Source organism: Arenibacter sp. F20364 (assembly GCF_023015905.1).
Classification (GTDB): Bacteria; Bacteroidota; Bacteroidia; order Flavobacteriales; family Flavobacteriaceae; genus Arenibacter.
The window spans coordinates 43,532-70,284 of the sequence record NZ_JALKBD010000021.1 but is presented as its reverse complement, the minus strand read 5'-3'; the positions used below and the strand labels follow the sequence as shown (position 1 = coordinate 70,284).

Below are 26,753 nucleotides of genomic sequence, written 5' to 3'. Positions count from 1 at the left end.
AACTGCAGGAAATAACCTAGTTTAGAAGGCCATAAACCTCCCATATGGATTTGAGCAAAAAATTAGGACTGTTATTGGGTCCCACCTTCTTCTTCATTCTTCTAAATTTACCTGTTACCCTGGTCTCCGAAAAAGGGGATGCGGTAATCGCTGTGGCCGTTTGGATGGTAGTCTGGTGGATCACCGAGGCTGTTTCCATTTCAGTTGCGGCCCTGTTGCCTTTGATTTTGTTCCCCTTACTTAAGATCATGCCCATCAACGATGTAGGTGCCAACTATGGCAGCCCCATCATTTTTTTATTTTTTGGAGGCTTTGTGATGGCTTTGGCCTTGGAAAAGGTAAATTTACATAAACGCATTGCCCTCAATATTATACGAATTACAGGAACAACACCAAATAAGGTTGTCCTAGGGTTTATGATCGCGACAGCGGCATTAAGCATGTGGATCAGCAATACGGCAAGTACTGTAGTTATGCTCCCCATTGCCATGTCCGTTATTGGGTTATTGGTCAATGATGCCGATGGCTTCACCAAAGATGATCGCAATTTTGCCCTAAACGTAATGTTGGGAATCGCCTTTTCCGCAAACGCCGGGGGCATAGCAACCGTTATCGGCACCCCGCCAAATTCAATTTTAATAGGTTTACTGGAGAACGAGTACAATATTGAAATCTCTTTTCTAAAATGGATGGTAATTGGACTTCCTTTTTCAATCATCTTGGTAAGCATTTGCTATCTGGTCCTGGTAAAATGGTTTTTTCCCAATAAGAAATTGAAATTTACAGGCTCCAAGAAGATCATTCAGGAAGAATTAAATAAATTGGGGCCCACCAGCCGCAAAGAAAAAATGGTGCTCACTATTTTTGGAATAACAGTTTTCCTATGGATTTTCAGAACCCTTATCAACAGTATATTTCCATCGCTTGGACTGTCGGACACCATCATAAGTATGATAGCTGCAGTTTCCCTATTTGCGATTCCATTTAACTTTAAAAAAGGAGATTTTATAATCGGTTGGAGCGATACCGAAAAATTGGCCTGGGGAATTCTGGTATTATTTGGCGGTGGACTTGCCTTGGCCGAGGGTATGTCTACTAGCGGCATTGTAGATATGGTAGCAAATGCCATTTCCACAAGCGAAATATCCATATTATTTACAGCTTCCTTGTTAATCCTATTAATGCTCTTCATGACAGAACTGATGAGCAATGTAGCCTTGGTGGCAGTACTTGCACCCGTGGTAGCAGGTATAGCTATAGGCTTAGGGGTTCCAGTTCTTTATTTATTGATTCCGGTGACTATGGCCAGTAGCTGCGCCTTTATGCTGCCTATGGCCACCCCGCCCAATGCCATAGTCTTTGCCAGTGGCTATATAAAAGTTTATCAGATGGCCAGGGTAGGAATAGTTCTGAACCTTATCTCAGTTGTCTTACTGATCCTATTGTTCCAATTGGTTGTGCCCCTTCTCTTCTGATCCATAGCTAGCATATAGAAAACTTTTTTGGAAAAGGCACGACAAAAGTAAAGCCTTTGTTCCCACAAAGGCCTTACAGAAGCTTGATTCAAATAAACTATAAAAGAAATTCTCTATTTAAATAGACTATTGAAACCTAGAAATGTTACAGATAATTGGTAAAAAAAATTCATTTAGCTGATATAATGCAAGATTAAAAGCCCTAAGATTCAGAAAGAGATACAATTCCGTTAATTATTTTGTAATTGGGCAATAATCCAAATCTACTTCCAAAATTTAAATTATTTTTAGTTCTTTGAAAGAACACAAGAATTCATAGAAATTACCTGAAATATGTTTAAAAATTTACACGCGAAAGTGTTATTGGCATTCTTGCTAATAGGTTGCTTCCATACTACAGAAGCACAGATCTTTAAAAAGAAAGAGAAGAAAACCGAAGCCTCCGATGACAAGGAAAAATCAAAAAAAGGAGAAATAGAAGCCTATGAAAAGGTAATTACCAAAGATGCAAAAACGGACAAGGGCCTTTTTGATGTGCATGTGGTAGATGATAAACATTATTACGAAATACCAGATTCCCTGTTCAACAAGGAAATGCTAATGGTGAGCAGAATTTCGAAAACAGCTACAGGCATCGGTTTCGGAGGCGGAAAAATTAATACTAAGGTACTTAGGTGGGAAAAGTTGCCAAAAAAGGTATTACTCAGGGTAGTAAGCTACGATATTGTTGCGGCCGATTCCCTTCCCGTGAGTGAAGCCGTTGTAAATTCCAATTTTGAACCTGTACTGTATTCGTTCAACATAAAGGCATTTAATAAAGATAGCTTGAACCCCGCTACGGTAATCCAAGTAAACGATCTTTTTGAGAAAGATGTACATGCCCTGGGCATGCCGGAAAATTATCGCAAAGAATATAAGGTTTCACGTTTGGACGAATCCAGAAGTTATATCGATTCCCTAAAAAGTTACCCTTTAAATATTGAGGCAAGACATGTAAAGACCTACGTAGCCAGTAATCCTCCTTCCAATGGAAGTTTGGGGTCTATCTCCATTGAAATAAACAATTCCATGATATTGCTCCCGGAGGAACCAATGAAACGTCGCTATTTTGATGAACGGGTAGGTTGGTTCGCCCGCGGTCAGGTAGATTATGGCTTGGATGCCCAGGAGAGCAAAACAGTGCGCTTTCTTGACCGATGGAGACTGGAAGTTAAGGACGAGGATATTGAAAAATACAAAAATGGAGAATTGGTGGAACCGAAAAAACCAATTGTATACTATGTGGACAGGGCAACCCCAAAAAGTTGGGTCCCCTTTATAAAGCAGGGTATCGAGGATTGGCAGACTGCTTTTGAGGCAGCCGGCTTCAAGAATGCCATTTTGGCCAAAGATCCGCCAACTCCTGAAGAAGATCCAGAATGGTCCCCTGAGGATGTGCGTTATTCCGTAGTTCGCTATTTGGCCTCCCCGATTCCCAATGCCAACGGACCGCATGTAAGCGACCCTAGGACTGGTGAAATCCTGGAATCGGATATCAACTGGTACCACAATGTAATGACCCTGTTAAGGAATTGGTTTTTTGTACAAACAGCCGCCATTAATCCTGATGCCCGAGGAGTTGCCTTTAAGGAGGAGGTAATGGGTCGCTTAATTAGATTTGTATCTGCACACGAAGTGGGCCATACCCTAGGCTTGCCCCACAATATGGGCAGTAGTGTAGCCTATCCCGTAGATTCGTTGCGGTCGGCCTCCTTTACCAAAAAATATGGTACAGCACCCTCCATTATGGATTACGCTAGATTCAACTATATTGCCCAACCCGGAGATGAGGGCGTGGCATTGATGCCAGAAATTGGTGTTTACGACAAATATGCCATTAATTGGGGATACCGCCCCATATTGGACAAATCCGCTAAGGAGGAAAAAGAAACTTTGGATAGCTGGATTTTAGAACACGCCGGGGATCCCTTATACCGCTTTGGCCACCAGCAAGTGGGAGATGTGGTTGATCCTAGCTCACAGACGGAGGATTTGGGAGATGATGCCATAAAGGCCAGTGCCTACGGCATCGAAAATTTAAAAAGAATAACCCCAAAACTTATTGAATGGACCGCTGAAAAAGGCAAGGAGTACGACGATCTAAATACCCTTTACGGGCAGGTAATTTCCCAATTCAACAGATATATGGGTCATGTAAGCAATAATATTGGCGGGGTTTATGAGCATTACAAAACCTATGATCAGGAAGGGGCCGTATACACTCCAGTAGATAGGGAACATCAAAAAAACTGCTTACTATTTGTACAGGAACAATTATTTCAAACCCCGGAATGGTTGATCGTTCCAAACATTTTTAATAAAATAGAATATTCAGGTTCAGTGGAGCGCATAAGAAGTCTACAGGTAAGATCACTGGACAATATATTAAGTTTGGGCAAACTGGCCAGGATGATCGAAAACCAAACCATTTACGGCAAGGAGGCCTATTCCCTTTTGGAAATGATGACCGACCTAAGAAAGGGGCTATGGTCCGAAACTCGCACTGGAAATAAAATTGACACCTACAGAAGAAATCTTCAAAAGGCCCATATAGAAAGATTGGCCTACTTGATGACTGCCGAAAACGAAACAAAAAAAGGAGATTTCGGTGGATATCAAAAATCTACACCTATCAATACAGGCCAGTCCGATATACGATCCATTGCGAGGGCGGAATTGAACATTCTTAAAAAAGACCTTAAAAATGCAATTAATAGGACAACGGATTCCATGAGCAAATATCATTTGCAGGATGCAGTGGAACGCATCGATCTAATTTTGGACCCCAACAGTTAGGTGGATCAATATTTAAGGAGACTACCTTAAATATTATAAAAATAACATTGAATATACTGGACAGGGCGATCTTCGAAGATCGCCCTGTCTTCATGCCAAAATTCAATATTTTTCCGTTGAACGGACACCTTTTGTCGATAAAACGTAAAATTTAACAATATTTATTTTCTGACTTTTAATATTTTTCCTACTTTCAAGCCTTTATTAATACCCCCCAATCTATGTCTTATAAAGTTAAAAGCTTATTGTATTTTGTTTGTTTTGTAGCCTCGGCTGTTTTGTACTATGCCTTGGAGCCAGAACATAACAATACAAATAATCGTGATTCCGCCGAAGTCATTCAACTACAAACTGATAAGCTAGATATCGACAAAAGGGTAGCAAAATTGGACGAAATAAAAGAATAAATAATTGTCCTCTTTTATTTAAAATTTCAACCACATTTCTTGGTCTTTTTACAACAACTTTATGTAGGTTTCACAACATTTGCCAAATTGGTGCTAATAGATCATCTAATTTAGAGGTATAATTAAAACCCCAAATCTATGTCCTACAAAATAAAAAGTCTATTATATTTTATTTGTTTTCTGGTATCCGCATTGGTTTACAACAAGCTATCTGAGGACACTACTACAAAAAACGACTTGATCTCAATCGAAAAATCAGAAGTAAATATTGAGACCTTGGCCGATAACTCTGAAAATCAGTTTATCAACGTACAATAATAACCATCCAATAATTTGATTAGAAAAAGGGCGTAAACTTAGGTTTATGCCCTTTTTAATTTTGCCAATACACCTATCCCTAATCCGTTAAGGATTAAATATTATCCCTTCAATATTAATTATACTCCCCTCACATTTATATACGACAGGTGTTAAAATTGCCCTAAAATAAACCTTCCCGTTAAACCAATCCAATATCATATTGTCCTATATACAAAACAGTAAATAATAAATAATATGAAAAAAATAGTTGTATTAATTGTATTAATGGCCGGTATTACCGCCATAGCACAAAAACCAGAACATGAAAGACCCCACAGAGGCGATATGAGTGATATGACTCCTGAACAAATGGCCACTCTGCAAACAAAGCAGATGACATTGGCCCTAGATCTCACCGATGCCCAACAAAAGCAAATTCAGAGTTTAAACCTTGAAAATGCAATGGCACGCTCCGAGAAAATGAAAGAAATGAAGGCCAAAAAAGAAAGTGGTGAGGCTAAGAAGTTAACTTCTGAGGAACGATATGCCCTGAAAACCGCTAGGTTGGACCATCAGATCGCCCAAAAGGAAAAGATGAAAAAAATACTGAATACAGAGCAGTATGAAAAATGGGAGGCAATGAAAAAAGACAGGAAAGGACACAGAAGAGGTAGAGGACATAAAGAAAGAGCAAACGGCAAATAACAACTTGCCTGAATGCTTATTGAAGGCTAAGAATTCATAGTTATGAATTCTTAGCCTTTTAAATTTTAAGCCTGCAAATCCTTGGCGATATTGGAGAGCGCCACAATGGTCTCATCCAAATCTTGATAGCTTAGGGCGTCGTTCAAAAAGTAACTCTCAAAGGCACTAGGGGGCAAATAAATTCCCTGTTGCAACATTCCATGGAAATATTTCTTGAACGTGGCATTGTTACCTTTTGCGGAAGTTTCAAAATCTACCACAGGTTCATCTGTAAAATGAACGGAGATCATAGAACCAAACCTGTTCATCTGGAACGGAATATGATTATCGGTCAATACCTTTGCAAGACCCTTCCCCAAGTATTTGGTCTTATCGGCCAAGCTCCTAAAAACTTCGGGATTATTGTTCAATTCGGTCAACATGGCCAATCCGGCACTCATCGCCAAGGGATTACCACTTAGTGTTCCGGCCTGATAAACTGGGCCATCCGGTGCCAAATGCCCCATAATCTCGGCTCTGGCTGCAAAAGCACCAACAGGCAACCCACCTCCAATTACCTTTCCAAAAGTAACAATATCCGCATCTACCCCCAATACTTCCTGAGCACCTCCTTTCGCTAATCTAAACCCGGTCATTACCTCGTCAAAAATCAGTAAAATATCTTCCTGGTCACAAAGATCACGCAATCCTTTAATAAAGTTTTCTTCAGGAATAATACATCCCATATTACCGGCCACAGGCTCAATAATAATGGCGGCTATTTCTCCTTTGTTGGCAGTAGCCAAAGCTTTTACACTTTCCAGATTGTTGTAAGCCGCCAGCAGTGTATCTTTGGCCGTTCCTTGGGTAACCCCTGGACTATTGGGACTACCAAAGGTAACCGCTCCACTTCCCGCCTGAATTAAAAAGGAATCCGAATGCCCGTGGTAGCATCCGGCAAATTTTATTATTTTGTCCTTGCCAGTAAATCCCCTGGCCAAACGCACAGCGCTCATACAGGCTTCTGTACCACTGTTTACAAAACGTATCTTATCTATATTGGGGACCATGGAAACCGCTAACTTGGCCAATTGCGTCTCAATTTCCGTTGGCATTCCAAAGGACGTCCCCATTTTTGCCTTCTCAATAACCGCTTCGATCACAGGTGCATGGGCATGACCTAGGATCAGCGGCCCCCAGGATGCTATATAATCAATTAAACGGTTGCCATCCTCATCGTACAAATATGCCCCTTTGGCCTCCTTTACAAATACAGGATTACCTCCAACGGCCTTAAAGGCCCTAACAGGGGAATTTACCCCTCCAGGGATATAACGCTGCGCTTCAGCAAATAAAGCACTGCTTCTTCTATAGATCATAAACTATCTAATTTTTTCAGATTTAACGGTCAATTTTTGGCCCTCTGCCAAATTGCTGTTGTTCATATTGTTTAACTTCATCAATTCCGGAATGGAGACGAAGTAGCGTTTGGAAATGGAATATAGGGTATCTCCCTTTTGAACCACATGAATTTTATGTTCGTACTGTTTCGGTTCCTTTTTTACAATGGCCCCAGACTTTACAACCGTCCTGTCATATTTGTCCAATTCATAGCGCTCAATGAGTGCGATCAACTTATGGGCATATTTACGGTCTGTTGCATAACCCGCTTCTCTTAAACCATGGGCCCATCCTTTATAATCATCGTGATCCAAATCGAACAAAAAAGCATATCTGGCACGGGTAGACAAGAATATACTATGATCCCTAAAGGAATACATAGGATGGTTATACTTCCTAAAACATTCCCCTTTTTCGTCATCATCATGAAAATCATAATCCCCTTCCCAACCGGTATGACATTTTATTCCGAAATGGTTATTGGTCTTGGCGCCAAGGACACCTCTACCCGCACCACTTTCCAGGATGCCCTGTGCCAATGTAATACTGGCAGGAATACCATAAGCCTTCATTTCAAACTGGGCTATTTCTCCAAATGTCTCTATATATTCCTCGGTAGAATTTACCGTAAATTTTACAAATTTGCCATTGTCCTCCGGTAATGCATAGGCAGCCTCGCTTTTGGACTCGACCCCTGTTTTGGACCCCGGCCTGTTAGCGGTTGTGGTCGTCCTTGGATCTGGCTTTTTAGCATAAGTCGTTCTCTTTTTAACACCGCAACCCACTAGGAATAAAACTAGTATTGTTGTTATCGCTATTCTCTTTATCATACTTTTATTAATGGAAGATTCTTCTTTTTTAAAACTAAATTCATACCTGCTATCCCCTGTAAACCACCACTGTGTATAGCCAAAATTTTGGTTCCTGGCATAAAATAATCATTTTTTACCAGATCTAAAATGCCAAATAAAAGCTTCCCTGTGTATATGGGATCTGTAGGAATATTGGTCTTTTCCCTAAAATAATTAATAAACTCTATAAGCACTTCAGAAACCTTGGCATACCCTCCAAAATGATAATCGGTATTGATTTCCCAGTTTTCTTTGGCGGTAAAATTACGAATATCTTTCTTTAAAAAATCACCTTTCAATGAAGGAAAGCCTATAATTCTCTGGTAATGAAGGGAAGAATTGATAATACCGGCCAAGGTGCCACCTGTTCCTACACTGGAACATAGAACGTTAAAATCCGCATCTTCAGGGCTCAATATTTCTTCACAACCTTTAACTGCCAGCAAATTTGTTCCCCCTTCAGGAATTAAGTAATAGGGGGCCAAGTCCCTACCCAACAGCTCCAAAAAAGATTTCTCGTTCCTACGCCTATAATCCTCCCTGGAAATAAATTTAAAATCCATCCCGTGCTCATGGGCTTGCATCAAAGTGGGATTAAGCATCCAATTTTGGCTTAGCTCCTCGCCCCTTATTACCCCAATGGTCCTTATACCATGCAATTTTCCCGCATAAGCGGTGGCTGCAATATGGTTGGAGTAGGCACCACCAAAAGTTAGAATGGTATTCAAGCCCCTTTGTTTGGCCTCCAAGATATTGTACTTAAGTTTTCGGTATTTATTGCCAGAGATAAAAGGGTGTATCAGGTCTTCCCTTTTTACCACTAGGGTAACCTGTTTTTTATGTAAAATAGAAAGGTTTACTTCCTGATTTATTCCCTGCACGTTGAAGGCTTTTGACCCCAAAGATATTTAATAAAACTAAACGTCCTTCTCTCTTGCAGATAATATAAATTAGTTTCATTATCGTAAGCCTCCCTTTCAAAGCTAATATTTTGGTAGGCCTTGTAGGCGTCAAAACACATAAGAAACCTAATGAAGCCCTCCGTTAAATACAAAAAATAAAAGGGCACTATCAACAATTCCTGTTGCTGACGTAGATGTATTCTTTCGTGATTGAGTAGCGTAACATCCTTTTTTAAAGAAGAATTTTTTAAAATAATGAAGGGCCATATGGATAGTCCAACATAGTTCTTGTAAAATAAATGTTTAAATACTAAAATCATTCTTTTAGGTAAATAGCACGCTTATCAAAGATAACAGGGGCTCTTCAAAAAAATTTTCCATAATCGACTTACTACGAACAAAATAGGTTCAAATACAAAAAGTATGCTAAACTCTGTTAAATTAACCTCCACATGGCCGACCAGCTTAAATTATTTGGTCTAAATCCTATAAATTTACGGCAATGAAGAAATTTATACCATTGGAAGAAGGGGATTATTACCTTTCAGAGGAAGGATACAGAGTTTTTACGAAACAATATCATCTAAAACGGGGGTACTGTTGCGAAAGTGGCTGCAGACATTGTCCGTACGGCTATGATCAAAAAACGAACGCACAGCGCCACAACTAAGGTATTCGGCATGATTTTTGAGCCTATTTAAATGGAATATCACAAGTACTAATTCAAATATATAAGCTATGAAAAAGATCAAATTTTTAGTCGTTCCGATCATGGTCCTGCTCTTTGCCAGTTCCTGCTCCTCGGTACGTGTATTATCGGATTATGATAAAGAAGCAAATTTTAATTCCCTCAAAACCTATGCCTTTTATAAAACCGGGATAGACAAGGCCCAGATTTCGGATTTGGACAAAAAGAGAATTTTAAAGGCCATTGATGCGGAAATGAGCTCTAGAGGTTTCGTGAAATCCGAAGATCCCGATATGTTATTGAGCATCTTTACCAAAGAAAGACAACAGGTAGATGTGTACAGCAACTATTGGGGCGCAGGGTTCTATGGCTGGGGTTGGTCTCCATTTTACTGGGGGTCCCCATATTACGGAGGAAACAATGTTAGCACAAGGACCGAGGGCTCCCTATATATTGACATCATTGATGCCAAGAACAAGGAACTGGTTTGGCAAGGAAGGGGTGTTGGCACCTTGAACAACATTAGAAATATAGAAAAGAAAGAACAAAGGATTAAAGAGTTCGTTTCCGAAATATTGGAAGCTTATCCTCCCGAGTCGACCATGAATTAAAAAGTTGACCATATCATTATATAGAGAATCTTCTAGGTTCTGTCTTAGATTAAATCCCCCTATATTCCCTTCCTATTCAGGCGGGGAATTTTTTTTGATTCCCGTCCAAAAAATAGGTTATCTAAAACTGACATTAAACCATTTTTTTTAAGTGCCCTTTTACTTTCTTTAGCTATGTAATTACAAAAGGCCCTTCTTGGGAGACACGGGCGCATTTTGTATCTTTAAAAGGAATAAAACTCAGACTATGTCTTTTGAAAGCAACTACATCTTAGATAAGCTTCCCAAGCATTTGAAGCAGTATATAAAACCTCAAAATTATGAGGACTACTCCCCTATCGATCAGGCAGTCTGGCGATATGTAATGCGAAAAAATGTAGATTACTTGAGTACGGTGGCCCATAAGAGTTATATGGAGGGACTAAAAAAAACGGGGATTTCTATAGACTATATTCCCAATATGTACGGTATGAACAGAATATTGAAGGAAATAGGATGGGCGGCCGTGGCCGTAGATGGTTTCATCCCTCCTTCGGCCTTTATGGAATTCCAAGCCTACAATGTCTTGGTCATAGCCTCGGATATTAGGCAATTGGAACATATTGAATATACCCCCGCACCCGATATTATCCACGAAGGAGCAGGGCACGCCCCTATTATTGCCAATCCGGAATATGCCGAATACCTGCGTAGGTTTGGGGAAATAGGCTCCAAGGCCATTTCCAGTGCCAAGGATTATGAACTATACGAAGCCGTTAGGCATTTATCCATCATAAAGGAGGCCGAAGGCACCCCCCAAGCGGACATAGATAGGGCACAAAAGAAAATTGAGGACCTACAATTGGATATGGGAGAACCCAGTGAAATGGCGCTGATCAGAAACCTTCATTGGTGGACCGTAGAATATGGGCTGATCGGTACTGTAGACCAACCAAAAATATACGGTGCGGGTTTACTTTCCTCCATTGGTGAAAGTGCCTGGTGCATGACCAATAAGGTTAAAAAAATTCCTTATTCCTTAGAAGCGGCACATACTTCCTTTGATATAACCCAACCACAACCACAACTTTTTGTCACCCCTGATTTTGCCTACCTGAATCAAGTGCTGGAAGAATTTGCTAACACCATGTCCTTAAGGAAAGGTGGCCTAAGTGGTCTGGAAAAGCTTATCAACTCCAAGGTACTGGGGACGGTGGAACTAAGTACAGGCCTGCAAATATCCGGGAATTTTGCCAGTGTAATTGCCCATGAAGGCAAACCGGTCTATCTTCAGACCAAAGGCAATACAGCCCTTGCTTACCGGGAAAAGGAATTGATAGGACACGGTATTGAACAGCATCCGAACAGCTTTGGTTCGCCCATAGGAAAATTGAAGGGCATAAATCTTGCGATAGAGGATATGAGCCCCCGCGATTTAAAAGCCTACAGTATTTATGAAGGTGAAGTAGTGGCCCTGGAATTTATTGGCGATATAAAAGTATCCGGGAAAATTATTACGGGTACCAGAAACCTCAAGGGAGAAATAATTCTGGTTACCTTGGCAAATTGTACGGTTACCCATGGCGAAAAAATACTCTTTAGCCCAGATTGGGGACTTTACCATATGGCTGTGGGGGAAAATATTGTTTCTGTATTTAATGGTCCCGCGGATTTAAAAAGTTTTGATCTGGTTACGCACAAAGTAACCGACACCACCATAAAATCGGCCAAAACTGAAAAAAGAAAACAATTGGAACAATTATACAAGCAGGTCAGGGAATTTAGGGAAGGTAAAAATGTAACTATCTCCAGAAACAAAGTCTTCCAGGAAATAAAAGCCAACCACCCAGAAGATTGGTTGCTTTCGGTTGAATTGTACGAATTGGCAAAAAATAATGGCGACGGAAGTTTTGCCAAAGATCTGAAAGCACACTTGGAAGCCCTTAAGCTCCAAAAACCACAATTAGGCCATCTGATAGACGACGGACTGGAGTTGGTAGACAAAAGTTTAGTAGCATAAGCTTGTGCATTATTTCCCTAAGGATTTCCTATATTTATACTCTTAACTGTAAAAGATATTAAATGAAGCTTCTAACTTGTTTTGTGTGTGCCTTTTTTATATTGTCCATGTCCCCTCTACTATCACAAACCAATTATAATGAAAGCCAAGTCCCTTCCTTTGAGGTGCCAGATCCGCTGACGACATTTAAAGGAAAAAAGATCAAATCGGTTAAAAAATGGGAAAAAACAAGACGGCCGGAGCTACTTCATTTTTTTGAAAACAGCGTTTATGGCAAGATTCCCAAGACCCTTAAAATAGACTCCTATAACATTTTGGAACAGGATAACAATGCTCTTAACGGAAAAGCCAAGCGCAAGCAGGTAGAACTTACTTTTAAGAACAATGGCAAAACCTTGAGCTATACCATTTTGCTTTATCTGCCCAAGAATATAGCAAAAGCACCCGTTTTTTTGGGCTATAATTTTTATGGCAACCATACGATTACGGAAGACAAGGCCGTATTGATTTCATCTGCCTGGGCCAATAACAATGAATCATTCCAAATTGAAAACAACACCTTGACCGAAGAGTCAAGGGGAAAAAGAACGAATCGATGGGCAGTGGAAAAAATCTTGGAAGCCGGTTACGGCCTAGCCACCATTTACTATGGCGAAGTAGATCCGGACAAAAATGATTTCTCGGACGGAGTCCACAGTTTATTATACGACAGAAACCAAGAACAACCCAAACCAGATGAATGGGGAAGTATTGCGGCTTGGAGTTGGGGTATGGTAAGAGCTTTGGATTATTTTGAAAAGGATGCTGATATCGATGCTTCAAAGGTGATTGCCTTTGGTCATTCACGCTTGGGCAAAACATCACTTTGGGCAGGAGCCACGGACCAAAGGTTTGCCGGGGTAATTTCCAATGATTCCGGATGTGGGGGTGCTGCCTTGTCCAAGAGGAAATTTGGCGAAACTGTTGGCCGTATCAACACAAGTTTTCCACATTGGTTCTGCGACAATTTTAATCAGTACAGCGACAATGAAGAAGCCTTGGCTATAGACCAGCACCAACTCTTGGCATTAATTGCACCAAGACCTCTTTATGTAGCCAGTGCAGCCGAAGACCAATGGGCCGATCCAAGAGGTGAATTCCTTTCCGCCCACTACGCCTCTTCTGTATATAACCTATACGGTAAAAAAGGAATAGAAACCACGGATATGCCCAAGATAAACGAGCCCGTCCATAATACGGTCTCCTACCACATTCGCACCGGCAAGCACGATGTAACCGATTACGATTGGGAAAATTATATTAAATGGGCAAATGCTTTTGTGAAATAAAGTGGAAATTAGCCCAATCGGCATTTATTTAATCCAGCAACCTTAAGCCATCGAAGTTTTCGATCTCGTTATCACCATAAGCCAGTGTCCACCCCATAGAATTGGTAAGCACCAAGAATTTGGAAAGTTCACTCACCAGTCTGTTACTGGCATTGGATCTTAAAGTGGAGGCCTCTATTTTTTTCAATAGGGAGGCGTTTACATTGCGCTTTATTTTGTTGTAATCCTCGGCATTGAACTGGTTTAAATAATCGGAAGTGACATCATAATATTCAAAATCGGGGTTTATTTTTATTTCGGGCTCTGGGATATCTATTATCCTTAGGGTTTTGTTCTTCTCGTCGATTTCAAATTTTATCACACTTAGATCATAGGCCACGGTCACTTCCGCATTTACCACCACCAATGCCTTCTTATCCGCAGTAATCAACGGTCCAAATAATTGCTGGGAATCCTTATAATTATAAACTTCGGCAAAATGCCCCTCGGTAACGATCAGTTTGGAAACATTATTTATCTGCTCCTGAATGAGCATGGAATTTTCTTTCAAAATGGACTTCTTTTCTTTCTCCTCAGAGCAGGAACGAAAAATCAAAACCACGGCCAACGTAAGGATTACCCCTATCAATATTTTCTTCATGCACTAAAATTTCATGTAAGGATACTTCTTTTGAAGGTACGCAATTTTTAGATCAAGTGCCTTTAGGAATTCCCGATGCTTTTCCGATACCGGGTTAAACGGCCTATGCTTTAGTCCTCGTTGTACTGCTGCCACCTTTTCCATCACCGGCAATGCCTCTTGATCAATCCAAACCGTTTTAAACTTATCCCACAAATATTCGATCGCCATATCATTGGGATGCACCAGATCATCCCCGTAAAAGCGATAATCCCGAAGTTCATCCATCATCAGTTCGTAACTAGGGAAATACACGGCACTAACTTTTTCCAATATTTGGTGGATAGCGGTTATCAAATGCGCCTTACTCCGTTGATTTTCTATAAAACCATCCTTCAAATGACGCACTGGGGAAACCGTAAAAATAATGTTGGCCTTTATGTTTACAGATCGAATCTGCTGTACCATTCCCTCTAAACCTTGAACAATTTTTTCTATTGAGAGTAGTTGTTTGGCAAAGGCCATTTGTGGCACTTTATGGCAATTGGCGACCTCTTTTCCACTCTCTTTCAATTGATAGGCCCATGCGGTCCCTAAAGTAATAAAGATATGGGAAGCCTTGGTAACCCCTAGTTTCGTTTCAATTAACCCGGAGTTTAAATTAGCGAGCAACCCTTCTTTTGTAACAGAGGACAAATCGGAATGTGCATCATAGCACTGCCAGCGCTCATTTAGAAAAAACACCTCTTCCTCTGTGTATTGCTCCTGCTGTATAGCCCTGGAAATTAAGTTTTGAATAGCCAAAGGATGAAACAAAACTCCAAATGGATTTTGAAGTGTTTGGAATTTATGATAGTCCAGTTTGTCTCCAATATTATCAGAAAAGCAAGACCCCAACACTACTAATCGACTGCTGTAATCAATCTGACTTTCAGCTTTTTTCAGAGGTATTTGGGTTTGTAATTTCATGCAAATTAGTGCTTGCCTATTGCTAAAAAAATTTATAATTATTGTGCCATGTTATCTCGAACGGACATTAAGGTTTATCCTTTCTTCACACCAAGTCTTATATATAACTCTTCGCCTTTTCCAAAGCCTCTGGAATTCCAGCCGGATTCTTACCGCCTGCAGTAGCGAAAAATGGCTGTCCGCCCCCACCTCCTTGGATATACTTCCCAAGTTCACGTACAATGGCACCGGCATTCAACTTCCTCTGCTCCACCATTTCCTTGGAAATATAACAGGACAAAAGTGCTTTCCCGTCGTTTTCAGCAGCGAACAACAAAAATAGATCCTTCCTGTTCTGCCCCAATTCAAAGGAGATATCCTTGATTCCGGCTGCGTCCAAATCTACCTTTTTGGCCAAGAATTGGATTCCGTTTACTTCGGTAAGTTCGTTCAGTAACTCGCCCTTCAAATTTTTGGCCTTGTCCTTCAAAAGGTTTTCCACCTCTTTTTTCAACCTCATATTTTCCTCCTGCAATGCCGTTAAGGCCTTTACCGGCTCCTGGGAATTGTTTAGTAGTTCCTTGATCTCCAACAGGGTATTATTGCTTTCGGAATAGAAATCCTTGACCGCATCGGAAGTTATGGCCTCTATTCTGCGTATTCCCGCGGCCACTGCCCCTTCCGACCTAATTCTAAAATGCCAGATATCGGCCGTATTTTGCACATGGGTACCCCCGCAAAGTTCTATGGATTGCCCAAAGCGAATAGTTCTGACCGCATCGCCGTATTTTTCACCAAATAGGGCCATAGCCCCTTGCTCCAGAGCCTTTTCCATGGGTACATTTCGCTGTTCTTCCAAGGGCAGTCCATTACTGATCCGCGCATTTACAAAGCTTTCTACCTCCCTAAGTTCATCTGCGGTAAGTTTGGCAAAATGGGAAAAATCGAAGCGCAGGTATTTGGAATGAACGGCCGAACCCTTTTGTTCCACATGCGGCCCCAAAATCTCACGTAGGGCCTGGTGTAACAGATGGGTAGCTGTATGGTTGCATTCGGTTCTTTTTCGCTGTCTTGCATCTACCACCGCCTTGAATTTATCCGCCGTATCCTTGGGTAGGTTTTTTGCAAAATGTACGATTTCGTTATTTTCCCTTTTGGTATCCAGTATATATACCACATCGCCATTGGGGGCTTCCAAATATCCCTTGTCCCCTACCTGCCCTCCTCCTTCCGGATAAAACGGGGTAAGGTTGAATACGATCTGATATTGCTCTCCTTCCTTCTTGGAAGTCACTTTTCTGTATTTTACAATTTTTACAGAGATTTCCAAATTATCATACCCCACAAATTCCTGCTGTGGGTCCTCAATAAGGACAATCCAATCCTCTTTGGACACCTCGGATGCCGACCGTGAACGAGCTTTTTGTTCTTGCATAGCCGCATCGAAACCCTTTTCATCCAGTTCATAACCCCTTTCACTTAAAATAAGCGCTGTTAAATCGATAGGAAATCCGAACGTATCATATAGCTCAAAAGCTTTTCTACCATCTATTCTTTTACCCTTGTTTTGGTCAACTATATTATCCAACAACAATAACCCCTGGTCCAAAGTCTTTAAAAAGGAATGTTCCTCTTCCTTGACCACATTTTCTATTAACTGACGTTGGTCCTTAAGTTCCGGAAAGGCTTTTCCCATGGTATCCGATAGCACCTTTACCAATTGGAACATAAATGGCTCCTTGGTGTTCAAAAAGGTAAATCCGTAACGTATGGCCCTTCTTAAAATCCTACGGATTACATAACCTGCCCCAGTGTTACTGGGCAATTGCCCGTCCGCAATGGAAAAGGAAACCGCCCTAATATGATCGGCAATTACCCTAATGGCAATGTTTATATCCTCGTCCTTGCCATATTTGGAATTGGTAATGGTTTCTATCTCACGAATTATAGGTGTAAATACATCGGTATCATAATTGGATTGCATTCCTTGCATCACCATACATAGCCGCTCAAATCCCATCCCTGTATCCACATGTTTGGACGGCAAGGATTCCAATTGCCCGTTGGCCTTCCTATTGTACTGCATAAAAACCAGGTTCCATATCTCCACTACCTGGGGGTGATCTTTATTCACTAGCGAAGCACCGGATACTTTGGCCTTCTCGTCCGCGGAACGAATATCCACATGAATTTCCGAACATGGTCCACATGGTCCTTGATCTCCCATCTCCCAAAAATTATCCTTTTTATTCCCAAAAAGAATTTTATCCTTGGCCACTATGTTACTCCATAGCTCCAGAGCCTCAGTATCCTGCCCCAGCTGGTCCGCATCCTGGCTGCCCTCAAAAACGGTTACGTACAGGCTATCCTTATCAATTTTACATACCTCGGTCAGAAACTCCCATGCCCAAGCAATGGCCTCGGCCTTAAAGTAGTCTCCAAAACTCCAGTTCCCCAACATTTCGAACATTGTGTGGTGATAGGTATCTTTCCCTACCTCTTCCAAGTCGTTATGCTTTCCACTTACCCTAAGGCACTTTTGGGTATCGGTCACACGGGTGTACTTTGGTACGGAATTTCCGAGGAAAAATTCCTTAAACTGATTCATGCCGGCATTGGTAAACATTAAAGTTGGATCATCTTTGATCACCATAGGTGCCGACGGAACTATTTTATGGGATTTTTCCTTAAAAAATTCTAAAAACTTGGCTCTAATCTCTTGGGATTTCATGTAAATTGGTAAGCTTTTTATATATTTAACGGTTGTTAGAAAACATTTTGCAAATTTGCAAGTTATCTATAAACACGACCACAAAAATAGGATAAATTAGATACATGTCTAAGGTAAAATATTATTACGACCCGGACACCCTATCTTACCGCAAGATAGAACCCAAAAAATCCAGAAGATTTAGAAATATTGCTCTATTTTTTCTGGGCTCCTTTCTATTTGGATTTTTAGGCCTAATATTGCTTTTAAACACCAATTTGGTAAACACCCCACGCGAACTTTCCTTGGCCAGGGAGGTCAAAAATTATGAACTTCAATTCGAATTGTTGGGCAAAAAAATGGAGCAGATAGAAAATGTACTGGCCAATATTGAGGATAGGGACAACAATATCTACAGATTGTATTTCGAGGCCAACCCCATACCTGAAGAACAGAGAAGAGCTGGATTTGGAGGTGTAAACAGGTACAAATCCCTTGAAGGCTTCAACAATTCCGATATGATCATTTCCACTACCAAAAGGTTGGATATCATTCAAAAACAAATGGTGATACAATCCAAATCCTTGGACGAAATTACCAAACTGGCAGAGGAAAAAGAAAAGTTATTGGCGGCAATTCCTGCCATACAACCTATAAAAAACGAAGATCTTACGCGTATGGCATCTGGTTACGGTTGGCGATCCGATCCCTTCACCAAGGCTAGGAAAATGCACTGGGGAATGGATTTCACTTCCCCTAAAGGCACTCCTATTTATGCCTCGGGCGACGGAACTGTTACCCGGGCAGACAACAATGCCTCGGGCTACGGGAAACACATAAGAATAGATCACGGTTATGGATACATGAGCCTTTACGGTCATTTAAGTCAGTACAACGTCAAAGCCCGCCAAAAAGTAAAAAGGGGCGACCTCATCGGTTTTGTGGGAAACACTGGAAGATCAGAGGCCCCACATCTACATTATGAGGTGTGGAAAGATGACGAACGCATTAACCCGATCAACTTCTATTACGGCAGTTTAACGGCGGAAGAATTCGAAAATATGTTGAAATACGCAACCCAAGAAAACCAATCCCTGGATTAATGCACATAGATCTTCCGGAAAAACGCTATTATGGTATTGGTGAAGTGGCCGATGCCTTTGATGTGAACACCTCCCTCATCCGTTTTTGGGAGAAGGAGTTCGATGTCCTTAAACCTAAAAAAAATGCTAAGGGCAACAGAAAATTCACGCCCCAGGACATTAAAAACCTTCAGCTGATCTACCATTTGGTCAAAGAACGTGGTTTTACCCTAGAAGGGGCCAAAACCCATTTAAAGGAAGATAGGTTAAAAACCTTGTCCACCTTTGATGTGATCCAAAAATTGGAAAAGGTCAAGGCGGAACTGATCAAGATAAAAAATCAACTATAAATAACACTAAATACACTGCAATGAAAAAATGGTTAATTCCAGTTATCATCCTTGCCGTTTTGGGCATAGGCATATATCAATGGGCCGTAGGCTTTAACAATACGGCTATTAAACTTAAGGAAACCTCTACCCAGACATGGGCCAATGTAGAGAGTGCCTACCAAAGAAGAAACGACCTTATAGGCAATCTTGTTAAGACGGTACAGGGCGCTGCAGACTTTGAAAAAGGTACCCTTACGGCAGTTATAGAGGCCAGGGCCAAAGCCACCTCGGTCAGTATAGACCCCACTAACATTACACCGGAGCAACTTGCACAATTCAACGAGGTACAAGGGGGACTTAGCGGTGCACTAAAAAGCCTTTTGGTTACCGTGGAGCGCTATCCCGACCTGAAGGCCAATCAAAACTTCCTGGAACTGCAGTCCCAGTTGGAAGGCACGGAAAACCGGATAAACATAGAACGGAACCGTTTTAATGAAAGCGTTCTGCCCTACAACAATCATATTAAAACCTTCCCCAATACTGTATTGGCAGGCCTATTTAATTTTGACGAGTTGGCCTACTTTAAATCGGAAGCCGGTGCAGAGCAGGCTCCTGATGTGAATTTCGAATTTAATTAATACAGTATGTCCAAAGTAGAAGATTTTTTAACGGCCAGTGAGGAATTGGAAATAGTCAATGCTATTGTTGAGGCCGAAAAAAATACTTCAGGGGAAATTAGGGTCCATATTGAACCTATGTCCAAAAAACCCCACTTTGAACGTGCCCAAGAGGTATTCCACTATTTAAAAATGGACAATACCAAAGAAGAAAATGGGGTATTGATCTACATTGCCGTACATGACAAGAAATTTGTTATTTATGGAGACAAGGGCATTAACCGCGTAGTCCCCGATAATTTTTGGGACAACACGAAAACGATTCTGGAAAAACATTTTAAAATAGGACATTTTAAGCAAGGTATCATAGAAGGAATACTCATGGCCGGCAAAGAGCTGGAAACCCATTTCCCATGGCGACATAATAACACCAACGAATTAAGCAATGAAGTATCTAAAGGGTAGTCTTTTATTTCTGGTCCTATGCAGCTACTCCATAACTGTTGCCCAATTTAAAATCCCTGAAAAACCCCAACTTGAGGAACAGACCAGCGTTTATGATTATATAAACCTTCTAACTCCCCAAGAAACGAATACCTTGGAACAAAAATTGATCCGTTATTCGGACAGTACTTCCACTCAGATCGTCATGGCCATTATCTCCTCTACCGAAGGGGAAAACATCAACTATTTGGGCGCCAATTGGGGACACGCCTGGGGAATAGGACAGGCCAAAGAAGACAATGGCATATTGATCCTATTGGCCAGAGACGATCGTAAAATTGCCATAAATACAGGCTATGGTATTGAACCGTTCTTGACCGATGCCCTTTCTAAACGCATTATAGAAACCGTAATTATCCCAGAATTCAAACAGGACAGGTATTACGAGGGACTCAATAAAGGTGCCGATGCCATTTTTGATGTGTTAAATGGTGAATTCCAAGAGGACAGAAGTTTTGACAACACGCCGGGATTTCCATTTCGGACCCTGCTACCCTTCATCATTTTCATTGTAATTATCATTATTCTTTCCAATAAGGGAAGAAGGGGTGGCGGTGGCAAGGGGGGAAACCGTAAGGGAATGGACCTATGGGACATTATTGTGCTGAGCAATATGGGTAGGGGCGGTTATAGATCAGGGTCAACGGGAGGTGGTTTTGGCAGCGGCGGTGGTTTCGGAGGAGGCTTCGGCGGTGGCGGCTTTGGTGGCGGTGGTTCGTCTGGGAGTTGGTGATATTATTAATGTAACAATGAACTAATGTAGCAATGGATTAATTTGGAAATTGGTGAATTTGAAAATTTGAAAATGGAATAATCAATGTACCAATGTTATAATGTGGCAATGGGTGAATTTGATGATATGAAACACATCCAAGCACAAACTTTTCAATCCAGAAACATTTCAATCTAGAGACTAGTGGTAAAAAAGGCAGAAGTGGCCCACATCCAAAAGAATGCAACAGTGGTTTAATTTGGTGATTTGGTGATTTGAAAATGTAACAATTAATTAATGTAGCAATGTGCCAATTGGCTAATTTACCAATGAGGTAATTTGAACATTTGGCAATAAGCTAACGTGAGTTCGATGTAAAAACTTAAAAATCAAAAGCCGTCAAATTGAGTGGTTTTGCATAGTGAAACGAAGAAAAATTGTATCGAAATTAGGCTATGATCGAAAATCCACTTGTCTTCGATACGATTTTCTACCGAAAATCATTCTGACTGACGTAAATTTTCTAATAGACAACTCACGTTAAGCTAATTTGGTAATATTGAAATGGAATAATGTGCTAATGTATTAATGTAGCAATAGTTTAATTTGAAAATGGGTTAATTCGATGATTTGAAAATAAACCATCAAATCAAAAACCCTGGAAAACCGAAACACCTCAAACAATAACATTAATTGTAACGACCTCTTCTACCTCCAATATCAGGTTTTTTACCTCCAAACTGATCGAACTTATACGTAAAGCTCGCCATAAAATACTGTTGTAGTACGGTACCTTGAAAATCCTGAATAAAATCTTCCCCGGTTGTTCTTCGGGTATTGATGTTCTGATCCAACAAATCATAAGCCAACACCTTAAGGGTCCCTTTATCCTGCAGCATCTGAAGTCCGAGACTCATATTCCAAAAAAGGGCATCCTTTCTAAATCCTGGCCCCACATTGCCATTGTAACTGTATTTAAGATCATTGCCCCATATTAAATTTTTGGGCCAGTAGGTCGTAACCCTTAGACTGGCATTCTGGGAGGTGAATTTTATATCTTCTACACTTTCCAAATTATAGGTGGTATTGTTAAAGCCTATTCCATATCCGGGTTCAATCTCTATCTGTTCCTTATAATTATAGGTTGTGGAAACATAAGGCGTAACATCAAAACTTTTTGCCTTTAATTCCACGCCATTGGTGAAACTTACCTGCCTTCCGTAGCTCAATCTTGGCCTTACGTTGAATTTAAGGGTATAGAGACTGTCTTTCTTTATTTGCTTGGAATACCCAATACCCCCGTATCCACTATAATTGCCATCGACATTGGTATAACGGGTGGTTCTTAAAAAATTATCGTCCGTTGTGGAGATGGCGGACACCCTATCCTTGCGGATATCGAATCCGGTATAAAGAAAAATTCCGGTTCTATCCTTCCAATTATAATTATTGTAATTAAAATCAACACCATGGTTAATACTCGGCAACAGATTGGGATTCCCTATTACCACATTCAAAGGATCGTTGATATTGGGCACAGGTTGTAATTGATTTACAGATGGCACATTTAGACTGGAGTTATACCTAAGGTAAATACGTTTGTTCTTACCTAAATTATACCTCACTCTAGTTCTGAACAATAAATTCTTATAAGAATTGGAAAAAGAAGTATTCTGAAGAAAGTCTTCATTTTTAAGTTCCGTCATCACATAGGAGGCATCGGCCCTAATATTCAATTTTTCTCCATTACTACGCACCCCAAAAGATGGTGACTGTTGCACATTCCCGAAGGTAAAATCAGAACTCAAGGCAGTATTAAAATCGGTATAACCATTAGTATTGGTATCAAAATCCATTACTTCCTTGGCATTGTCCCTTTGGTCGTTTCTATATTCATAACCAAATTCCAAAAACAGCTTGCTGGTCAAAGGCTGTCTATATTCCACCTCCAATTCATAGGAATTTCTTTTATTGTCTATCTCCGAAAGTTGATCCAAGTTTTCTACACTTGGGTCATCTCCAAATATCTCCCTGATAGAATTTAGATTTGTCGTATTTACATTTTCAGAATTGTCATTGGAAAAATTAAAGCTGACCATTTTACCAATGGTATCCAGCTTTTTCATAATCCCAAAACGGTTGGAAAAATTTCTTTGATGTCCGTCACTGACTGTTGTCCTATCATTTCTGTTGATCAAATCCCCATTTTCATCCGTGGAAATCCTGTTATTACTATTGACGGAATTGGTCCTATTGATGCTCATGGAAGGCTCAACGGTAACCCGAAGGGTTTCATCCACGTCATAGTCTATATTTGCCGCCCCTCGGTTGGAATTGGTAGAACCCTCAAAATTGGATACATTGTCGGTAAAATACCTACTATCGGGCAAGATGTTTTCCCTACTTGTTCTTTGGTCATTATAGGAATCGCTATATCCAAAAAAGTAGTTCGCATCGATCTTATATTCCCCCTTTTCCGAATCGGCATAACTGGTCCCTAAATTGGATGAAGTGGTTATTCCATTACCAAAATTATTGATTAAACCGGATTCCCGGGCTCCCGAATAACCCCCACTGGTATTTCCTACCATATCATAGATCTCATCAAAAGAAAATCCTGAATTATTAATATTATTAGAGCTAGCAATAAAACTTACCCGCTTCTTATCGCTAAAGTAATTGAGCAGTCCGTTTAACTGATATCTTTCATCGGTACCATAACCTGCAGCCATTCTTCCCAAATAGCCTTTATTTTTATCCTCCTTTATAGTTAGATTAATGGTCTTATTTTCACCATCCCCAGCTTCCCCTGTAAACTCCTCGGTTTTGGTTTTGGTATCCATAATCTGGATCTTGCTTATAATGTCCTTGGGCAAGCTTTTGGTTGCTACCTTGGGGTCGTTACTAAAAAAAACCTGTCCGTTTACCAGCACTTGGTCTACTTCCTTGCCGTTCACGGTAATCTTACCGTCACTATCCACCTCAACCCCAGGCAACTTCTTCAGTACATCCTCTACAGAGGCATCTGGCTTTGTTTTAAAGGAATCCGCATTGAATTCCAAGGTGTCTTTTTTTATGGTGATCGGCACCCTATCGCCCACAACAAGAACAGCATCCAATTCCTGGGCTTGTTCCTCCAATTGCACATTCCCCAAATCTACCTGGGCCTCTAGCTTAACTTTTAAATAATGTGGTTTGTACCCATTGTAGGAGAAGAATACATTTACCTCTTTAAGACTGGTATCCCCCTCCAGTTCAAAAGCCCCTTTTTGGTCAGATACCGTAAAGGAGACCAAAGTACTATCCTTTATAGATTCCGCATAAACTGTGGAGGCTTCCAATGGTGCCTTGGTCATGGCATCTACAATGGTCCCGCTCAACACAAAATCCTGGGAAAAAGAAAGGCTAAAAAATAAAATGGAAAAAAGAATAGAAAATTGAAATTTCTTCATTTGGCAATACGGTCTTGGATTTTTGGTTGTATGGTAAGTCCCCAAAAATAACCCTTGACCTACTAAGGCCCAAATGCTTAACAGAACTTTAAGACCCTAATTGAAAATGGTTGTTCCAATGTAAGCCATAGCGATTTTTTTGGGATGTATTTTGACCAAAGGGGCCAAAAATCGAAATATTGTATTTTATCTCACGCGGAGCTGCCAAAAAAGACAGTTCCGACCCTGCCTACCGGCATAGGAAGGAGGAATTCACAAAAAAAACCTGTCTAACGAACGGACAGGTGCGAATCACAACCATAGGGAAAACCTTGGTTAAAATAAAAATCCCGGTTTCAATAGGATATTTATTTCTTTCTCATAAATACCGTAACCGGCACCCCTGTAAAATCGAAATTCTCCCTTAATTTATTCTCCAAAAAGCGCTTATACGGCTCCCTTACATATTGAGGAAGATTACAGAAAAAAGCAAACTGTGGGTAGGGTGTTGGTAATTGGGTGCAGAATTTAATCTTTACATACTTGTCCTTATAGGCCGGCGGAGGATAGTTTTCTATTATGGGCAACATAATATCGTTCAGTTTTCTGGTCACTACCTTTTTGGATCTATTTTCATAAACCTGAACTGCTGTTTCAATGGCCTTAAAAATGCGCTGTTTCGTTAAAACGGAGATAAAAATAATGGGCACATCGGTAAAGGGCGCTATGGCCTCCTTAATTTTTTGGGTGTATTGCTTAATGGTATTGGTCTCCTTATCCTCTACCAGATCCCATTTGTTTACCAAGATCACTATCCCCTTGTTGTTGCGTTGTGCCAACCAGAAGATATTTTCTACCTGCCCATCAAAACCACGGGTGGCATCCAACATAAGAATACAGACATCCGAATGTTCAATGGCCCTAACGGACCTCATGACCGAATAGAACTCCAAATCTTCCTTTACCTTGGCCTTTCGCCGGATCCCAGCGGTATCTACCAGATTAAATTCAAAACCAAATCTATTGTATTTGGTATCTATACTATCTCTTGTGGTACCGGCAATGTCGGTAACGATATATCTTTCTTCCCCAATAAGGGCATTTATAAAAGATGATTTTCCCGCATTGGGCCTTCCCACCACTGCAAAACGTGGCAGATCGTCCTTCTCCTTTTCCTTTTCCGGCAACACTTTTACCAGGTCGTCCAAAAGATCTCCGGTACCACTACCATTAATACTGGCAATGGTATAATATTCACCTAGGCCCAAGGAATAGAATTCCACGGCATCTTCAGCTCTTTTACTGTTATCCACTTTATTGACTACCAAGAAAACCGGCTTATTAACACGTCTCAACAAATTGGCCACGTCCTCATCCATTCCGGTCACTCCAGATTCCACATCTACCATAAAGATGATAGCATCGGCCTCTTCAATGGCCAACTCTACCTGCTTATCTATTTCCTTTTCAAAAACATCATCGCTCCCCAATACATATCCACCGGTGTCTATCAAAGAAAACTCCACTCCGTTCCAATCGCTCTTTCCGTAATGACGGTCGCGCGTAACCCCACTCACGGCATCAACAATGGCCTCTCTCCTTTGAATTAATCTATTAAAGAAAGTTGATTTGCCTACATTAGGTCTTCCTACAATGGCTACTATAGCACTCATACTTTTAATTTGCTGCAAAAGTACTATTTATATCCGAAGAAAAAACAGTATCTTTTATCCTAATTATCAGCCAACTAGTTTGAAAGCATTACCCAACGAAATTGTTCTACGACCAAGGTTCCAAATTAAAGCAAACGGTCCCGCAAAACCCATTTTAGAATTATTCCAAAAGGCGGACAAACCTCCTTTTATCGTAAAAATATCGGATCATCATGTTTTTATAAAATTCAATAAGGCGGAATCCCATTTTTGGTCGCCCCAACTGCAAATTGAGGTGGTAGACCAGGAAGAGGGCGATAGTACCATTTATGGATTGTTCGGCCCCAACCCTACTTTATGGACGTTTTTTATGTTCATCCATTTTGGAGTTGCCACCTTATTTATCATTTTTGGGATTTGGGCCTATTCCAATAAAGCCCTGGGCAAAGAAATAGGCCTTCAGATCGGGTTAATGGCCTTAATGATCGTAACATGGATAGTTCTTTACGTATTTGGTAGGATAGGAAGAAAAAAAGGTAAGCCCCAAATGCATCAACTGCATGAGTTTATGTTACAGCATACCAAGGTTGATAACGATCTGTAGGATAGGCATTGGGGACAAGACTAGATGCTAGATGCTAGATGCTAGATGCTAGATGCTAGAT

The 26,753-nt window shown here is 40.7% G+C and carries 23 protein-coding genes; 15 read left to right on the top strand and 8 right to left on the bottom strand.

What is annotated here, in order from left to right; all coding sequences use genetic code 11:
- Window positions 1-44 precede the first annotated feature (44 nt).
- The 5 genes from MWU84_RS16615 to MWU84_RS16595 all read left to right on the top strand — a co-directional run bounded on the left by MWU84_RS16615 (window position 45) and on the right by MWU84_RS16595 (window position 5,722).
- The gene (locus MWU84_RS16615; RefSeq protein WP_246903769.1) at window positions 45-1,475 is read left to right on the top strand and encodes a DASS family sodium-coupled anion symporter; all 1,431 of its coding nucleotides are present in this window, start codon (window positions 45-47) and stop codon (window positions 1,473-1,475) included.
- A gap of 333 nt (window positions 1,476-1,808) precedes the next feature.
- A complete protein-coding gene (locus MWU84_RS16610) occupies window positions 1,809-4,310 on the top strand; it encodes a zinc-dependent metalloprotease (protein WP_246903767.1) in 2,502 nt (833 codons plus the stop codon).
- A 221-nt stretch (window positions 4,311-4,531) separates the two neighbouring features.
- A complete protein-coding gene (locus MWU84_RS16605; protein WP_246903765.1) occupies window positions 4,532-4,717 on the top strand; it encodes a hypothetical protein in 186 nt (61 codons plus the stop codon).
- Window positions 4,718-4,855: 138 nt separating this feature from the next.
- Window positions 4,856-5,035, top strand: coding sequence for a hypothetical protein (locus MWU84_RS16600; protein WP_246903763.1), 180 nt, complete (start codon window positions 4,856-4,858; stop codon window positions 5,033-5,035).
- 237 nt (window positions 5,036-5,272) lie between these two features.
- Window positions 5,273-5,722, top strand: a complete 450-nt coding sequence (locus tag MWU84_RS16595; protein ID WP_246903761.1) for a hypothetical protein — start codon at window positions 5,273-5,275, stop codon at window positions 5,720-5,722.
- Window positions 5,723-5,787: 65 nt separating this feature from the next.
- Here the strand turns inward: MWU84_RS16595 and hemL are convergent, their stop codons facing one another.
- The 3 genes from hemL to MWU84_RS16580 are packed head-to-tail and all read right to left on the bottom strand — an operon-like array spanning window position 5,788 to window position 8,834.
- Complete coding sequence (gene hemL / locus MWU84_RS16590; protein ID WP_246903759.1) at window positions 5,788-7,080, bottom strand: glutamate-1-semialdehyde 2,1-aminomutase; 1,293 nt, start codon at window positions 7,078-7,080, stop codon at window positions 5,788-5,790.
- A 3-nt stretch (window positions 7,081-7,083) separates the two neighbouring features.
- The gene (locus MWU84_RS16585) at window positions 7,084-7,932 is read right to left on the bottom strand and encodes a glucosaminidase domain-containing protein (RefSeq protein ID WP_246903757.1); all 849 of its coding nucleotides are present in this window, start codon (window positions 7,930-7,932) and stop codon (window positions 7,084-7,086) included.
- A complete protein-coding gene (locus MWU84_RS16580; protein ID WP_246903755.1) occupies window positions 7,929-8,834 on the bottom strand; it encodes a pyridoxal-phosphate dependent enzyme in 906 nt (301 codons plus the stop codon). Before MWU84_RS16580 ends, MWU84_RS16585 begins: the two co-directional genes overlap by 4 nt.
- Before the next feature lie 523 nt (window positions 8,835-9,357).
- On the opposite strand from MWU84_RS16580, the gene MWU84_RS16570 reads away from it, so the two are divergent.
- From MWU84_RS16570 to MWU84_RS16555, 4 genes are all read left to right on the top strand, one after another.
- Window positions 9,358-9,525, top strand: a complete 168-nt coding sequence (locus MWU84_RS16570) for a DUF5522 domain-containing protein (RefSeq protein ID WP_246903750.1) — start codon at window positions 9,358-9,360, stop codon at window positions 9,523-9,525.
- A 68-nt stretch (window positions 9,526-9,593) separates the two neighbouring features.
- Window positions 9,594-10,154: a DUF4136 domain-containing protein gene (locus MWU84_RS16565; protein ID WP_246903742.1), complete on the top strand. Its 561-nt coding sequence runs from the start codon at window positions 9,594-9,596 to the stop codon at window positions 10,152-10,154.
- Window positions 10,155-10,401: 247 nt separating this feature from the next.
- On the top strand, window positions 10,402-12,153 hold the full coding sequence (locus MWU84_RS16560; RefSeq protein ID WP_246903734.1) for an aromatic amino acid hydroxylase: 1,752 nt from the start codon (window positions 10,402-10,404) through the stop codon (window positions 12,151-12,153).
- A 62-nt stretch (window positions 12,154-12,215) separates the two neighbouring features.
- Window positions 12,216-13,481, top strand: a complete 1,266-nt coding sequence (locus MWU84_RS16555) for an acetylxylan esterase (RefSeq protein ID WP_246903732.1) — start codon at window positions 12,216-12,218, stop codon at window positions 13,479-13,481.
- Window positions 13,482-13,509: 28 nt separating this feature from the next.
- Here the strand turns inward: MWU84_RS16555 and MWU84_RS16550 are convergent, their stop codons facing one another.
- The 3 genes from MWU84_RS16550 to alaS form a co-directional block, all read right to left on the bottom strand.
- Window positions 13,510-14,121 (bottom strand): DUF4230 domain-containing protein, encoded by a 612-nt coding sequence (locus MWU84_RS16550; protein ID WP_246903730.1) that lies wholly within the window; start codon window positions 14,119-14,121, stop codon window positions 13,510-13,512.
- A gap of 3 nt (window positions 14,122-14,124) precedes the next feature.
- The gene (locus tag MWU84_RS16545; protein ID WP_246903728.1) at window positions 14,125-15,069 is read right to left on the bottom strand and encodes a GSCFA domain-containing protein; all 945 of its coding nucleotides are present in this window, start codon (window positions 15,067-15,069) and stop codon (window positions 14,125-14,127) included.
- A gap of 97 nt (window positions 15,070-15,166) precedes the next feature.
- Entirely contained in the window at window positions 15,167-17,779 is a 2,613-nt protein-coding gene (gene alaS, locus MWU84_RS16540) for an alanine--tRNA ligase (protein WP_246903726.1), read from the bottom strand.
- 104 nt (window positions 17,780-17,883) lie between these two features.
- Here alaS and MWU84_RS16535 point away from each other — a divergent pair, with 104 nt between their 5' ends.
- Genes MWU84_RS16535 through MWU84_RS16515 form a run of 5 tightly spaced genes read left to right on the top strand, consistent with a single transcriptional unit; the run spans window position 17,884 to window position 21,026 of the window.
- Window positions 17,884-18,861 carry a M23 family metallopeptidase gene (locus tag MWU84_RS16535; protein WP_246903724.1) on the top strand — a complete coding sequence of 326 codons (978 nt, stop codon included), beginning with the start codon at window positions 17,884-17,886 and terminating at the stop codon, window positions 18,859-18,861.
- Window positions 18,861-19,190, top strand: coding sequence for a MerR family transcriptional regulator (locus MWU84_RS16530; RefSeq protein ID WP_246903722.1), 330 nt, complete (start codon window positions 18,861-18,863; stop codon window positions 19,188-19,190). Before MWU84_RS16535 ends, MWU84_RS16530 begins: the two co-directional genes overlap by 1 nt.
- Before the next feature lie 20 nt (window positions 19,191-19,210).
- A complete protein-coding gene (locus MWU84_RS16525; RefSeq protein WP_246903720.1) occupies window positions 19,211-19,810 on the top strand; it encodes a LemA family protein in 600 nt (199 codons plus the stop codon).
- Between the two features lie 6 nt (window positions 19,811-19,816).
- Window positions 19,817-20,254, top strand: a complete 438-nt coding sequence (locus tag MWU84_RS16520) for a TPM domain-containing protein (RefSeq protein ID WP_246903718.1) — start codon at window positions 19,817-19,819, stop codon at window positions 20,252-20,254.
- Window positions 20,235-21,026 carry a TPM domain-containing protein gene (locus MWU84_RS16515; protein WP_246903716.1) on the top strand — a complete coding sequence of 264 codons (792 nt, stop codon included), beginning with the start codon at window positions 20,235-20,237 and terminating at the stop codon, window positions 21,024-21,026. The genes MWU84_RS16520 and MWU84_RS16515 overlap by 20 nt, the downstream gene beginning before the upstream one ends.
- Window positions 21,027-21,694: 668 nt before the next feature.
- On the opposite strand, the gene MWU84_RS16510 is transcribed toward MWU84_RS16515, so the two are convergent.
- The gene (locus MWU84_RS16510; RefSeq protein WP_246903714.1) at window positions 21,695-24,457 is read right to left on the bottom strand and encodes a TonB-dependent receptor; all 2,763 of its coding nucleotides are present in this window, start codon (window positions 24,455-24,457) and stop codon (window positions 21,695-21,697) included.
- A 347-nt stretch (window positions 24,458-24,804) separates the two neighbouring features.
- Window positions 24,805-26,109 (bottom strand): ribosome biogenesis GTPase Der, encoded by a 1,305-nt coding sequence (gene der / locus MWU84_RS16505; protein ID WP_246903709.1) that lies wholly within the window; start codon window positions 26,107-26,109, stop codon window positions 24,805-24,807.
- A gap of 79 nt (window positions 26,110-26,188) precedes the next feature.
- Between der and MWU84_RS16500 the strand changes: the two genes are divergently transcribed.
- Entirely contained in the window at window positions 26,189-26,692 is a 504-nt protein-coding gene (locus MWU84_RS16500) for a GTP-binding protein (protein ID WP_246903707.1), read from the top strand.
- Window positions 26,693-26,753: the final 61 nt, after the last annotated feature.

What these genes read in the sequence shown, in the direction of transcription:
- MWU84_RS16615 (WP_246903769.1), top strand. Translation starts at nt 45, where the DNA reads ATGGATTTGAGCAAAAAATTAGGACTGTTATTGGGTCCCACCTTCTTC.
- MWU84_RS16610 (WP_246903767.1), top strand. Translation starts at nt 1,809, where the DNA reads ATGTTTAAAAATTTACACGCGAAAGTGTTATTGGCATTCTTGCTAATA.
- MWU84_RS16605 (WP_246903765.1), top strand. Translation starts at nt 4,532, where the DNA reads ATGTCTTATAAAGTTAAAAGCTTATTGTATTTTGTTTGTTTTGTAGCC.
- MWU84_RS16600 (WP_246903763.1), top strand. Translation starts at nt 4,856, where the DNA reads ATGTCCTACAAAATAAAAAGTCTATTATATTTTATTTGTTTTCTGGTA.
- MWU84_RS16595 (WP_246903761.1), top strand. Translation starts at nt 5,273, where the DNA reads ATGAAAAAAATAGTTGTATTAATTGTATTAATGGCCGGTATTACCGCC.
- hemL (WP_246903759.1), bottom strand. Translation starts at nt 7,080, where the DNA reads ATGATCTATAGAAGAAGCAGTGCTTTATTTGCTGAAGCGCAGCGTTAT.
- MWU84_RS16585 (WP_246903757.1), bottom strand. Translation starts at nt 7,932, where the DNA reads ATGATAAAGAGAATAGCGATAACAACAATACTAGTTTTATTCCTAGTG.
- MWU84_RS16570 (WP_246903750.1), top strand. Translation starts at nt 9,358, where the DNA reads ATGAAGAAATTTATACCATTGGAAGAAGGGGATTATTACCTTTCAGAG.
- MWU84_RS16565 (WP_246903742.1), top strand. Translation starts at nt 9,594, where the DNA reads ATGAAAAAGATCAAATTTTTAGTCGTTCCGATCATGGTCCTGCTCTTT.
- MWU84_RS16560 (WP_246903734.1), top strand. Translation starts at nt 10,402, where the DNA reads ATGTCTTTTGAAAGCAACTACATCTTAGATAAGCTTCCCAAGCATTTG.
- MWU84_RS16555 (WP_246903732.1), top strand. Translation starts at nt 12,216, where the DNA reads ATGAAGCTTCTAACTTGTTTTGTGTGTGCCTTTTTTATATTGTCCATG.
- MWU84_RS16550 (WP_246903730.1), bottom strand. Translation starts at nt 14,121, where the DNA reads ATGAAGAAAATATTGATAGGGGTAATCCTTACGTTGGCCGTGGTTTTG.
- MWU84_RS16545 (WP_246903728.1), bottom strand. Translation starts at nt 15,069, where the DNA reads ATGAAATTACAAACCCAAATACCTCTGAAAAAAGCTGAAAGTCAGATT.
- alaS (WP_246903726.1), bottom strand. Translation starts at nt 17,779, where the DNA reads ATGAAATCCCAAGAGATTAGAGCCAAGTTTTTAGAATTTTTTAAGGAA.
- MWU84_RS16535 (WP_246903724.1), top strand. Translation starts at nt 17,884, where the DNA reads ATGTCTAAGGTAAAATATTATTACGACCCGGACACCCTATCTTACCGC.
- MWU84_RS16530 (WP_246903722.1), top strand. Translation starts at nt 18,861, where the DNA reads ATGCACATAGATCTTCCGGAAAAACGCTATTATGGTATTGGTGAAGTG.
- MWU84_RS16525 (WP_246903720.1), top strand. Translation starts at nt 19,211, where the DNA reads ATGAAAAAATGGTTAATTCCAGTTATCATCCTTGCCGTTTTGGGCATA.
- MWU84_RS16520 (WP_246903718.1), top strand. Translation starts at nt 19,817, where the DNA reads ATGTCCAAAGTAGAAGATTTTTTAACGGCCAGTGAGGAATTGGAAATA.
- MWU84_RS16515 (WP_246903716.1), top strand. Translation starts at nt 20,235, where the DNA reads ATGAAGTATCTAAAGGGTAGTCTTTTATTTCTGGTCCTATGCAGCTAC.
- MWU84_RS16510 (WP_246903714.1), bottom strand. Translation starts at nt 24,457, where the DNA reads ATGAAGAAATTTCAATTTTCTATTCTTTTTTCCATTTTATTTTTTAGC.
- der (WP_246903709.1), bottom strand. Translation starts at nt 26,109, where the DNA reads ATGAGTGCTATAGTAGCCATTGTAGGAAGACCTAATGTAGGCAAATCA.